Below are 12,600 nucleotides of genomic sequence, written 5' to 3'. Positions count from 1 at the left end.
ATGAGAAATACTATTTAATTAAAGGCTCTTTATTTAAATTAACATGAACTCGAAAATCTACTTTCAATTTTGGGTAATAGTCATTTTTCCAGTTTCTCAGTTCATGGTATGGAATTAGACTCCGAAATTGTTGACCAAACCCAAAAATATCTATATTTTTTGCTTGGCTTTTTTCAAGTAATTGATAAAATCTTTCCTCAATTAGACGTTCATACTCATCTTTTATTCTGTTATTTGTAACTCCTTCATCCTTTTCTAAAACCTCTATATCTAATATTAAGTCACTGGAAACTCTCGGTATGTTATTTTTCAATGAGACCTTATTTTGTAAGGAACTATTCGTTATTATCATACTAGAGAAGTCCAGGCTATCTAATTTTCTTTTTGCAGCATTATTATGAAATAAATTAATTAAATGGCCTTCATTTGGCCCAATAACTTCCGAGGCTTTTCCTTTGGTTAATATAGTATATCCTTCAAAGCTTAGTACTGTATCCTCTCCTGAGCGAACTAGTGGAATGGGGATATCTTTTGTATATGATAATAGGCTTTGATACACTTCCCAAATGGCTGTACTAAAAATTTCCGGTGCCCATGCATCCCCTTTATTAAAATAGCCATATATGGCAGTTGCGTTTACACCTAATTTATTGTTAATGTTGGATAAAACCTTTTCAACACTGTCATTTGTAATGGCTAACAATACATTTGATGGAATTTCTTTAAAATCCATTAAAAATTTGATTAGCTTTACCATTTGGTCCCTGTTATTAGCGAATTCACTATGAATAATAATTAAACGTATCTGCGAGTAATCTATCGCATTCTCGGAATTCATACGAAATTGTTCCAATACACTTGTGAGATTTGCGCCTTTTCCTGAGACAACCCTAGATTCTTGGCTACTCTTCTGCGATATTGGAATTTGTAGTGAAATCTGAAACCCCTGGCTGCCACCTCCTGAAATACCCATGACCAAAGGAAGAGATCGTTTATCAATATCTTTAATATCCCAACATCCAGAAAGAAATGTTATAGATAACATTACTATTAAAAGTTTACTTTGCCTGCTTTTCCTCATTCTCTATTGCCTCCTCTTTGAAAAGAACCGTAAATAAAAATGGTTAAAGGAATAACAATCATAGAGTATAATTGAATACCTGCAATCCATGGAATATATTGATCCCATGAAGTACTTGTAATGGATAATGCGATGATAAGGGAGGTAATAGAAAAAGCAATAATCCAATAAGAGGGTTTTACCAATTTCCAGTGAGCCATTTTATGGATAATGCGCCCAATTAACCATAGCATTACAGCATTAGCAAGTATTACTAATCCAACCAACGATATACCCAAGAACATTGTTTGCCGACTAAATGGAAACCAACGGATTTCTACAGATTCCATTGCCTCCAAAAAAGGGATCTCTAACCTAGCTACGGTTTCTTGTCCAAATATAAATAATGGAATGTATACAACTGAAAGTAAGAATAGCAATATAATAAGCCAAGACAGAAAAATTGGACCAAATCTCAATTTAATTTCAGAAGTCATTAAACCTAGAAACAAAAATGAGGAAAATGCCAATATATAAACAAATTTTTTGTCTATTAAGAAATCGACGGATAAATCCCATGCTGGTAGAGCATTATATACATCAGCATTAATACCAGATGAAAAAATGTTAAACAGGACCAAAGGGACAACGATAATAAAGATGAGGATCGAGCTACGTAAGATAGTTCCTATACCCTTTATGGCTGTATATACAGAAATAGAAAATATCAAAAACAAGATGGCCCAATTAGGAGTGCGGGACAGAAATATTTCATTAATAACATCTGTGTGTAATCGAGTATTAAAGGCAACTAAGAAGATAATGTTAATAACAAATGGGATAAGTAAAATAAATCCCGCCCATTTACCTATTTTCAAAAAAATATCAACAAGGTCATTTTTAGGGAAATAATTCAGCCCTTTTATGTAAATCCAAATTAAACTTATTTGGAATAATCCCTGTAGTAAAACAACCCTCCAATGTGCTACTTCGGTCAAAGCATAAATAAGATTAGGATAAACCAAATAACCGAAGCTTAAATGTAATATAATGAAAACTACCCCAATTTGTACACGTACCGTCACTTTATACCTCCTTTTGATCCAAACTAAAGGTTATATAAGGAAGATTATTGGAAGTTAAACTTGCCAAATAAATGATTGTAAATACCAAGCCAGCACATAGTCCAAGTATGCCAAAGATTGATGCTAATATTAATATTGGATATTTAAGCAATCGAATATATAATGAATTTTGCATGCCAACTACTGTAGAGCTTGCAATTACAACAGCTGTGATTACAATAACTAATAAGTTGCTAACCAACTTTGCCTCAACCATTGCTTGCCCTAATATAATTCCTCCCACCATTGTTACAGTTGGACCGACACTTTTAGGGAGCCTTGTGATTGCTTCTAGTATTAGATCGACGATAACAACCATTACAATTGTCTCAAGAAATGCTGACAAAGGGATACCCTCTCTACTCTCTGCTGTAAAAAGAGCTATATCTGTTCTAAACACTTCAGGATTTACGGATACTAAAGCTACATATAGTGCAGGAAGTATCAACGTAGCCATGACTCCAATTACTCTAAAAATCCGCAGCATAAATGTCAGTATAAAAGGAAAGTTACGATCATTGGCACTTGTTAACATATCCCAGAATAGATGGGGGAAGGTGAGAGCGAAAGGGAGATTGTCTACAAATAGTATAATTCTGTTTTTTTTTAATGATTGCACAGCTTGTGTAGGAAGTTCAGTTGGAAAAAAATGGCTAACTGGATTAAATCTACGTTTCCCAAAATGCCTATTAAGACTGTCGATTCCTTCAATATCCGACTTAATTTGATTTAATTGTTTGTCGACATTTTTCGTAAGAGAATTAGAAGCCTTTCCCTTAATATAAAGCATTGAAATCTTACGTTTTTCCAAATCTCCGATTTGATAGGAGTAATGACACAAACGATCTGAATTCAGTCTCTTTCGAATCATCCCTACATTAATATGAATATCTTCACCAAAGGCATCCATAGCAGCTTGGATAGGACTTTCATTTTTAGGGTCTTCAATGCTACTTCTCAGCTCGTGGGCAATAGGATCGACAATGGCATTTTGTTGTGGATTTTTTAAACAGATGACTAACTTACCTTCTAATATGGAGTTAATTATTTGATCTCTATCAACATTCGTCTTGTCACTAAGGTTAGTGACAAGTTCTTTTACTGAAGGCGACGATGCTGCCATTTGTTTAACATATAATTTAGATTTATTTAAATCAATAAGCGTTTTAAATCCAATAAGATAGATTGTAGTTTTATTTACTTGCTCTTCCTTGATAAAAAAATCATCTTGATCTGAGAAATTAGCTTCTATTTCTTTTAGTAGATGCCCCATTAAAATACTCCTCAAAATAGTCTTATACTATTATGGTTACCAGGATATGAAAATTCATGTGGATAATAAAAGAGAATAAGGAGATATTCGGATTTATAATAATACGTTAATTGGAAATAGTGGTTTTAAATGTTTCGATATTCACTGTAGTCTGCTAATTTTTATTTCTTTTTAGAAGTTTGAGTATCTCCTCAGATCCCTTTTATTGCGGGTAATTTAGCTTTGCTTGTACTACCCGCAATTTGCAGGATATTCTATTTATTTCACACGGTAACTAGAGCTGGCAATTTTACCACCTTCAACAATAACATCTTTTGTTTGGAAGGGGCGGTTTTCAAAGAACCTTGTAAGTATATCCTTAACACCTTCTTCAATGCGTCTCTGAGCTTCTAATGTCATTCCAGAATAGTGAACCGTCATTCCTTGTTTCGGCATCGTACGCCAAGGATGATTTTTTGGTGCAGGCTGTGGATACCAAACATCACCAGCATAACCCGCTAAATGTCCATTTTCTATTAACTCTTTTAAGGCATTCGTATCAACGATTTTCCCACGGGCTGTATTAACTAAATAACTACCTGTCTTCATTTTGCTTAATAAATCGCGGTCGAATAAATTATCTGTTTGCTTCGTTAATGGTGCGTGGATAGTAATAACATCGCTTGTCTTTACTAGCTCCTCAAAAGGTACATATTGTGAACCTTTTAAATCCTTTTGGTTAAGTGGATCAAAGTGTTGAATCTTAACATTAAACGGTTGAAGACGTTGGGAAACTAGTTGGCCTATACGTCCGAAGCCAAAGATACCAACAGTCTTCCCTTCTAAATCATGGGCATGGTTGCCTACCTTGGGCAAGTCCCACTCCCCTTCAACTGCTTGACGATGGCCTTCCAGGAAATTACGTAACAAGATTAAAATGTCCATTACAGCGTGTTCAGCCACACTAACAATGTTACTTCCAGTCACTTCTACTACCGAAATATTATTTTCACGAGCGGCATCTAAATCAACATGATCAGATCCTACACCAGCAGTAATCGCTAATTTAAGATTTGGAGCTTTTTCTATACGCTCTTTTGTGATATAAGCTGGATAAAAAGGCGAACTTATCACTACAGACATATCTTCTAAATGGGAGTCCAATTGTGTTTCAGCATCACTAATAATAATGAGTTCATGACCTCTATTTGCTAAAAAAGATTGCAGTCCTAAGGCCTTTTTCGTACTTAAGAGTTGATTTTCATTTTTGATTGCGTCACTTTCAGGGAATAATGCAACAATTTTCATAAGAAATGATCTCCTTTGTAATAAACAGTTAGTGTAAAATCTAGTAAGAATTTAATTGAATCAGTGAATTAACTACATAAACCACCTCCTAAAATAGAAAAACCACCATCCTTCAGGGTAAACGTCTCCCGAAGAATGGTGGTTAGCTAATAGCACATAAGTACTGTTATACCAATCCGCCATTGGTAAATGTATGAATTTTATTTGTTAATCTAATCTATTTGTTGATCAAAGACAAAGATTGAAATAACTTCATCACTTTCGACATGAATGTCTGTAAATAGTTTCTCAAACTTTGCACCGACTAATTCTTCCATTTCTGTTGGTTGAATGTGGTCGTACAACTCTTTTATCATTTGTGTGCGAGCTTGCCGAACCATATTCAATCCATCTTCATTTTGCATAAAAAAATGCTCTATGTTACTTAGACTTCCACTCATATGAGCGATTGCCCAATTTCCTTGGAACATTACTTTAATTTTCTCTGGACCTTTGCCAACATACTTTTTCCGATAGGATCTTACTAAATTTGCAAATTGTTGTTCAATTTGTTGGGTAGCCGTAATTTCCACCTTCTTTTATAAGACAAATGGGTAGAACAAAATAAACGGTTGTTCTACTTGATTACTAACTTTCGTATTTATTATACTACTTCCTTTATAATTATCAATAGTTGGTTATAATTCATAAAATTACAATAATTATGTTGGCACTAAACTTACCATCCGATCAGAAAATTATATCCGAATCACTGCCTTTCCAATTGAAGTAGGGACTATTATTAAAGGAGGCACTTAGAAGAAATCCAAGTTATACTTTTCATGGAATGGTTAGGCATAATCGTTATAAAGGATTGGTGTTTTGTACCATATTTGCGAATGGTACCAGAGGGATAAAGCTTAAATATATCTCTTGATAACTTAAGCAGTACATTAAAAAAGAAATATCTTACTAAATATACTATGTATTTATAGAAATTTATTGAAATTCACTAAGCGATTATCGTGGGAATCACTTATTTTGTATTTCTTCAATAGCTGGGGGGACAGTTGGAAATACAAAGATACAAAATATAATGGTACTGTTTTACCCCTTTGGATGTTATTTGTCTAAAGGGGTTTGTTATGGTAAAAGTAATATAGGTCATGGATATTATAAGAAGTTTTAAGATGAATGAAAATGGCATTATATCAAGTTAGTAGAACATACAGTGAAATACGATGAACTATATTGTTTAGTAGAAATAATCTCTTTTAAATTTACCACCATTTCAAAAGCAAGTGAACCAGTAACAGGCTGTCACTTTTATTGAAACTTCGTAAAAAGAAAGGGAAAGGATGTTTGAAATGGCAGATTTTACAATTAATCAGGAGAATATAAGCGATGCTGCTCTCCCTTTATTTTCCCTTACCATCTACGATTCACATGTGACAGCTGTTTACAGCGATACGGATATGCAAGCTGAGCTGATGAGGGTCCTTCGCGGCGATTCCAATATCTCGGTTTTTGATAAGCAGGAGGGATTGTACAGCCGCATATCGGTGGAAAGCAATGTCGCCTTTTATCATAAATGGTTCGGATGTCACACGCCGTTGCCAGAGATTCTCGTACAGTTTGAACTGCAAAGCTGTGCAAAACAACCTTTGCATCAGTGTTCGGAATCGGAAATCCGACGGATCTATTTTGCAAAATATTATATGAGCGGCGTTAAGCCAATGGTATTCCATGAACCAATACACGGTGTTGATGTCAGGACAGTTAATACCTTTATTACGATGCTTCAAAAAATTAAAGACGTTGCAACACCTGTACTCATTTTAGTATCCAACATGGAACATGCATTGTTACTTGGTGACATTGCATATAAGCTGCAACAAACTGGAATGAAGCAAGTTGAAATTGATGAAGAGGACATAGTAACTTCAGAAATGGAGGGTACTGATCTCCCAACTACTGCAAACCTATTCAAGATCTCTGCAAAGGTGGATGATAAAATGATTTTATTTGATCCGCCTGAGATCGACTATATCGAAAGCCAGGATGGAAAGGCGATGATTGTCATCAATGAGGAATCATATGCGATGGATGCCACACTGGCAGAAGTTGAGCAGAAATTGAAGGTTTACGGCTTTTACCGTTGTCATCGGTCCTACATTGTGAATCTGCAAAAGGTACGTGAAATCATTACATGGTCGAAAAACACATATTCACTCAGAATTAATAATAAAATTCAGTCGACTATTCCGTTGTCGCGAACCAAAATTCAAGATATTCAAGAGAAATTAAGCCTTAAATGAGTACAGTTCATTTTTAATAGCAGGTACAGGGGGCTTTCAAACGTTATTTTTTAACCGAAATTCAGTACAGTTCACCCTCTTTTTGGTACATTCCATTGGGATTTGACTGTGCCCTCAAGCATCAGCCGCTATGATTGAAGCAGTTGATCAAGGGAGGTTTTTCAGTTGAAAAATATCATTGAAGTAAAAGGAATGCAGAAAGTTTTTGGCTCAAATACCGCTATTAAACATGTTAATTTTGGTATTAAGCAAGGGGAGATTTTTGGGTTGCTTGGTCCAAGTGGATCTGGCAAAACAACAACAGTTAAGATTTTAACCGGAGAACTATCGCAAACTACTGGTGACGTGAAAGTGCTCGGTATCGATTCAGAGCGTTTTGATACATCCGATTTCAAATCTAAGATTGGGATATTATCGGATAATAGCTCGTTGTATGAGCGGCTGACCGTCTATGATAACCTGAAATTATTTTGTAAATTATATCGTGCATCATTGAATCAAATTGACGTCATCCTGCGGGAGGTTAATTTGCAAGATGATCGTTCCAAAACGGTTTCGAAGCTGTCAAAAGGGATGAAGCAACGTGTACTGCTTGCCAAAGCGCTCATCCATAAGCCTAAACTGTTATTTCTGGATGAACCAACATCAGCTCTGGATCCCGCCAATATGGCACATATACACCGTGGGCTGCAAAAGCTGAATGATGCCGGTACAACGATTTTTTTGACAACGCATAATATGGAGGAAGCAACTGAACTATGTGACCGTGTAGCATTTTTGCACAATGGCGAACTAAAGGAACTAGATAGTCCTGCCGCACTACGATATAAATACTCAACACATGCTTTTCATGTGGAAACTTTTGATGGTGATCAATTGGTCATTGAAAACCAACCGGAGAAAGCCAATCAAATAAAGGACTTAATTGCAAACGGACAAGTAAAAGCAATGCATACCGATAATCCAACACTTGGTCAGATTTTTTTAAAAGTGACCGGAAAGGAGCTGGTATAGATGAACATTCAACGTATATCTGCCATATTTGAAAAAGACATAAAAGATTTCATGAAGAACATGATGCTGTTGGTGTTACCGGTAATACCAATTGTCACTGCGTTAATGTTCGACGGCATTGGTGAAGATAAGCTTCCACTGGCGTTAAGCTATGTAATTGTTGGAGGGACATTTTCAACGGTTACATCAAGCTGTATAATGACCATGATGGCAGAAGAAAATGAGAAAAAGACATTGCGTGGTTTGATACAGTCTCCTGCTTCCCTTTTGGATATTATTGTAGGTAAAAGTCTGGTCACTGGACTCATAACATTGATTTCCCTTGTTGTGTCATTGATGATTATTGGCATAGAACCGTTTCTGAACTTCAGGGTATTCGTTGGATTAATCTTGCTGTTTTTGTTCTTTTTACTGCTTGGTATCGGTATTGGGTTATTTTCAAAGTCGCTTGCTGCAACATCCGCTTACCTGATGCCAGTCATATTCCTACTCGGTTTCACACCGATGTTAAATGCGTTTGGTTTTGCAGAAGACAGTATGGCCATTAAAATTACGGATATGTTTCCAGTTATGCAAGCAATTGAAATACATGATACTAACTCCTGGCTGCCAATGGGGATACTGGCTGTTTGGATCATCGGTGCAGGATTGTTTACGTATGTTTGTTTTCGAAAGTCCATGACGGATGATTAAGAGGTATCTTATAAGTGTAGCCGCATGATTGAACCATGCGGCTGCTTTTTAAGATATCGATTTTGATAAAGACAGAGGGATTATTTCGAGCGGGTTTACGGAATGACACTTCTGTAACGATGGTAATCAACCTAGTTAATTGTTAATTTTTTTCTTTTACTGGCATCCAAATTTCACTATATACATTTTCCGGTGAACCTTCGTGTTTTGTAAAAGAAATGCCAGGTATATCGGATACTTGATAATCTGATGAAGGCAACCATTCAGAATAAATTTTTGCAGTCGTTTCTTGCAGTGTAGAAGGAAATGGTCCTTGATTAGGGAAAATTGCCCATAAACTTTTATCAATAGAAATCTGTTCTAGATCATCGAATGGATTTTCTTTTGTAGTTGCAAACCCAATCATATGCGTTAAATAACCTTTTTCTTCCAAGTAACCATCATCAAAATCATAAGATACATTCAAAACGTGGTGAGGATATAAATCAGCTAATTGATGCATTTCATTTCTTTGTTGTTCGGTAATGGATTTGGCTAATTCCAAGATAGCATTATTTTCACCTTCGAATTGAATGGGTACTCTTTTCGATACACCTACAATATTGAACTTCTCTTTTTCTTCCATTTTGAATTCCATCGATATTCCTCCTCTTATATCTATAAAGAATGTAAATTTGGGAAATGATTTTTGAATTTTATTTTTAGCTACTTCTGATGGTAAAAAACCACTCCATTCACGAAAGGCTCTTGAAAATCCTTCTATAGATTGATATCCATATTTATAGGCTATATCTGTCACTTTTTCTCCGTTTATTAATTCAACATTTGCAACGGATAATCTTCGGTTTTTGATATACGCATTCAATGACATTCCAGCCATATATGAAAACATTCTTTTAAAATGGTAATTAGATATCCCTACAATTTTTGATATATCTTGTTCAGAGATGTCATCCGTTAAATGCGTTTCAATGTAATCCATTAAACTATTGAATTTTTGTAACATCCTTTTCCCTCCCTTTACAAGTACATAGTATCGTTAAAAATGATCCCTTACTTGATATTTTTAGTACGGGATTTATCGGAACTTCTTGTTATGTATTAGTATAGTTATTTAATTAACTCTTTCATAACATTCTTATTCACCATCGATTTATTCACTGGTTGAGATCGTCGAGTAATTTCCGAGTGTAAATGATATTTATTTGCGAAAGGTTAGGAATGTATTTTCCAGATGTTGTTAGGAGAATATGGATTTACTACGTTAAGGATTTCCAAGAATAAAGCCCAATTCCCTACATTCTTATCGAAAAAATTGGGCTTTTTCCTATTTCTTCATAACAAACTATTACTACTCCAGAGGAGCTAGTTGCGTTTATCTTGCTCATTCTATTAAATCATTTGCTTATTGCTTGGTATTGGATTCCTTCCTATAATCTTCTTTTAATGCTTTAACAAGAGACACGATCATAAACAGCAATATAAAGGCGAAAGGAAATGCTGAGACAATAGATGCTGTTTGTAATGCCCCCAGTCCGCCAGATGCGAGTAATACCGAAGCAGTTGCTGCTTGGATAACGCCCCATATCATTTTTATTTTGTTAGGCGGATTTAAACTACCGTTTGTCGTTTGCATGCCCAAAACAAAGGTTGCAGAATCGGCAGACGTAATAAAGAAGGTACTAATTAATAGTATGGCGACGATGGTTAATACTGGGGCATATGGGAATGATTCGAATAAACCAAATAATGTTTCTTCTTGGGCTAACTCCGTCAGACCAGTATTTATGCCATTTATTTCTTGAAATAGACTAGATCCACCAAAAACAACAAACCATAACGCACAAAAAATAGTTGGGATAAACAATACGCCAATTACAAATTCTCGAATGGTTCTTCCTTTAGAGATACGAGCAATGAAGGTTCCTACAAAGGGAGACCATGCAATAAACCAAGCCCAATAGAAAACAGTCCATTGCTGAACCCAACCATTAAAATTATCATCAAATGACCCTGTTTGAAAACTAAGTGATACGAATGATTCAACATAGTCTCCTAAAGTAGAAATAAACGTATTGAGTATAAATGTGGTTGGTCCAAGGATTAAAGTTAAACCAAGAAGTAACACTGCCAAAATGATATTGGTATTACTTAAGTATTTGATTCCTTTACTTATCCCTGACCAAGCCGAGAACATAAACAAAACCGTTACAATAACAATAATAATGAGCTGGGTACTAAACGTATTTTCTATATCAGTAACAAATGATACCCCACCGCTAATTTGCGAAGCTCCCAAACCGAGAGAGGTTGCAACTCCAAAAATAGTGGCAAATACTGCAATAATATCGATAACATTTCCAATCCAGCCGTTTGTTTTCTCTCCTAGTAGAGGCTGAAAGGTAGAACTAATTAGTCCGGGTGCACCTCTTCTAAACTTGAAATAAGCGATAGCTAATGCGATAACTGTGTAGATACCCCAAGTTTGTAACCCCCAATGAAACACAGAAAAACGAAGAGCATTTTTAGCAGCATCCACACTTTCTGGTTCTGCTTCAGGAGGTGACGCGAAGTGAGCAAGAGGTTCCGCAGCTCCCCAGAATATAATTCCTATACCCATTCCTGCACTAAATAACATAGCGAACCATGTTATTTTATTATATTCTGGTTTATCTTCCTTTTTCCCTAACCGCATCTTCCCAAAGCGGCTAAAAATAAGATAGATAGAAAAAATTAAAAATATAGCGACAGAAACAATATAGAACCAGCCAAATTGTGAAGTCAAAAACGATTGAACTTCAGAAGTAATTAGCTCTAAATTAGATGGTGCTATCACTCCCCATAGAACAAAAATAGCTGAAATAAACAAAGATATCCAAAATACTTTTCCAACTTTAATCACAAATTATTCCCCTTTCAAAACTTATATAATACTTCATGCTTCTATCGGCTAACGGATAACAGCTAATTTAATGATATTAAAGATAAATGTGTTCCCGTTATGAAAAAAATCCTCCCTTTTAAAAACAGCTATCCTATTACCTGAAGTATTCCATTTAAATATATAGAACGACCTTTCTAATTCTTAACATAAGAAAATAAAGTAATCAACCATTAAGGGTTTTTAGAGTACTTTATTTATCTAATGAAAGGTCGAGAAAATAAAAAGGGATTCCTGTTGTAGCCTATTTTTAAGGAAATATTTGACGCTAGTACAGGAAATTGATACTCTAAATGTAGAAAGGTTGTTCTATCTAAAAGGAGAAGTTGATCATATGAGTCGATCTACAAAAAAGGATATACTACTTCAAGTAGCTGAACGTTTATTTTATGAGCATGGATTTCGTGGGGTTGGATTGAAGCAAATTATCAGCGAAGCGAATGTAGCAACAATGACGCTTTATAATCATTTTTCTTCCAAGGATAACTTAGTCGAAGAAGTACTTATACAACGGGAAGAACGTTATTGGTCATATTTGGATTCCCATGTAGAAATGGATTCAGATTCTCCTTTCATTCTTGCTGTTGAGGCACATGGACGTTGGTTAAAAGAACAATCCTACAAAGGAGATATGTTTTTAAGAGCGATAGAAGATTATGCAGGGACGGATAATGAGATTGAAAATATTGCAAGAGGACACAAATCCAAATTACTTCAATATTTTCAGCTATTGGCTCAAAGAAAAGGAAAAGATAACGAACGGGATTTAGCTAATCAATTTACATTATTGCTGGAAGGAACTACTTCCATGACAACATTGATTGGCGCAGAGAAAGCGACGGAATATTCTATTGCGATGGCGAGGACACTAGTCCAACATACATCGTAATTTTTTTAATATAAATTAGAAA

At 35.3% G+C, this 12,600-nt stretch carries 11 protein-coding genes; 4 read left to right on the top strand and 7 right to left on the bottom strand.

Annotated elements, in window-relative coordinates; translation table 11 throughout:
• Window positions 1–10 precede the first annotated feature (10 nt).
• The 5 genes from BN990_RS17400 to BN990_RS17380 all read right to left on the bottom strand — a co-directional run bounded on the left by BN990_RS17400 (window position 11) and on the right by BN990_RS17380 (window position 5,316).
• A complete protein-coding gene (locus tag BN990_RS17400) occupies window positions 11–1,081 on the bottom strand; it encodes a Ger(x)C family spore germination protein (RefSeq protein WP_038245891.1) in 1,071 nt (356 codons plus the stop codon).
• Window positions 1,078–2,145, bottom strand: coding sequence for a GerAB/ArcD/ProY family transporter (locus BN990_RS17395; RefSeq protein WP_038245890.1), 1,068 nt, complete (start codon window positions 2,143–2,145; stop codon window positions 1,078–1,080). The genes BN990_RS17400 and BN990_RS17395 overlap by 4 nt, the downstream gene beginning before the upstream one ends.
• 1 nt (window position 2,146) lies before the next feature.
• Window positions 2,147–3,457: a spore germination protein gene (locus BN990_RS17390; RefSeq protein WP_038245889.1), complete on the bottom strand. Its 1,311-nt coding sequence runs from the start codon at window positions 3,455–3,457 to the stop codon at window positions 2,147–2,149.
• Window positions 3,458–3,715: 258 nt separating this feature from the next.
• On the bottom strand, window positions 3,716–4,744 hold the full coding sequence (locus BN990_RS17385; protein ID WP_038245888.1) for an NAD-dependent formate dehydrogenase: 1,029 nt from the start codon (window positions 4,742–4,744) through the stop codon (window positions 3,716–3,718).
• Between the two features lie 212 nt (window positions 4,745–4,956).
• On the bottom strand, window positions 4,957–5,316 hold the full coding sequence (locus BN990_RS17380; RefSeq protein ID WP_038245887.1) for a Na-translocating system protein MpsC family protein: 360 nt from the start codon (window positions 5,314–5,316) through the stop codon (window positions 4,957–4,959).
• Between the two features lie 774 nt (window positions 5,317–6,090).
• Here BN990_RS17380 and BN990_RS17375 point away from each other — a divergent pair.
• The 3 genes from BN990_RS17375 to BN990_RS17365 all read left to right on the top strand — a co-directional run bounded on the left by BN990_RS17375 (window position 6,091) and on the right by BN990_RS17365 (window position 8,748).
• Window positions 6,091–7,041 carry a response regulator transcription factor gene (locus BN990_RS17375; protein WP_021290436.1) on the top strand — a complete coding sequence of 317 codons (951 nt, stop codon included), beginning with the start codon at window positions 6,091–6,093 and terminating at the stop codon, window positions 7,039–7,041.
• Between the two features lie 165 nt (window positions 7,042–7,206).
• A complete protein-coding gene (locus BN990_RS17370) occupies window positions 7,207–8,055 on the top strand; it encodes an ABC transporter ATP-binding protein (protein WP_038245886.1) in 849 nt (282 codons plus the stop codon).
• Window positions 8,056–8,748: an ABC transporter permease gene (locus BN990_RS17365; protein ID WP_038245885.1), complete on the top strand. Its 693-nt coding sequence runs from the start codon at window positions 8,056–8,058 to the stop codon at window positions 8,746–8,748. It begins immediately after the preceding gene.
• A gap of 142 nt (window positions 8,749–8,890) precedes the next feature.
• Here BN990_RS17365 and BN990_RS17360 read toward each other — a convergent pair whose 3' ends face one another.
• Both BN990_RS17360 and BN990_RS17355 read right to left on the bottom strand, forming a co-directional pair.
• A complete protein-coding gene (locus tag BN990_RS17360; protein WP_021290439.1) occupies window positions 8,891–9,754 on the bottom strand; it encodes an AraC family transcriptional regulator in 864 nt (287 codons plus the stop codon).
• A 399-nt stretch (window positions 9,755–10,153) separates the two neighbouring features.
• Window positions 10,154–11,650, bottom strand: coding sequence for a glycine betaine uptake BCCT transporter (locus BN990_RS17355; protein ID WP_021290440.1), 1,497 nt, complete (start codon window positions 11,648–11,650; stop codon window positions 10,154–10,156).
• A gap of 373 nt (window positions 11,651–12,023) precedes the next feature.
• On the opposite strand from BN990_RS17355, the gene BN990_RS17350 reads away from it, so the two are divergent.
• Entirely contained in the window at window positions 12,024–12,578 is a 555-nt protein-coding gene (locus tag BN990_RS17350) for a TetR/AcrR family transcriptional regulator (protein ID WP_021290441.1), read from the top strand.
• Window positions 12,579–12,600 lie beyond the last annotated feature (22 nt).

This window comes from Virgibacillus salexigens, assembly GCF_000723585.1.
GTDB classification, from domain to species: Bacteria; Bacillota; Bacilli; order Bacillales; family Amphibacillaceae; genus Virgibacillus; species Virgibacillus salexigens.
The sequence above is the reverse complement of the archived record's forward strand: the minus strand, read 5'-3'. Positions and strand labels throughout refer to the sequence as shown.

What these genes read in the sequence shown, in the direction of transcription:
- BN990_RS17400 (WP_038245891.1), bottom strand. Translation starts at nt 1,081, where the DNA reads ATGAGGAAAAGCAGGCAAAGTAAACTTTTAATAGTAATGTTATCTATA.
- BN990_RS17390 (WP_038245889.1), bottom strand. Translation starts at nt 3,457, where the DNA reads ATGGGGCATCTACTAAAAGAAATAGAAGCTAATTTCTCAGATCAAGAT.
- BN990_RS17385 (WP_038245888.1), bottom strand. Translation starts at nt 4,744, where the DNA reads ATGAAAATTGTTGCATTATTCCCTGAAAGTGACGCAATCAAAAATGAA.
- BN990_RS17375 (WP_021290436.1), top strand. Translation starts at nt 6,091, where the DNA reads ATGGCAGATTTTACAATTAATCAGGAGAATATAAGCGATGCTGCTCTC.
- BN990_RS17365 (WP_038245885.1), top strand. Translation starts at nt 8,056, where the DNA reads ATGAACATTCAACGTATATCTGCCATATTTGAAAAAGACATAAAAGAT.
- BN990_RS17360 (WP_021290439.1), bottom strand. Translation starts at nt 9,754, where the DNA reads ATGTTACAAAAATTCAATAGTTTAATGGATTACATTGAAACGCATTTA.
- BN990_RS17350 (WP_021290441.1), top strand. Translation starts at nt 12,024, where the DNA reads ATGAGTCGATCTACAAAAAAGGATATACTACTTCAAGTAGCTGAACGT.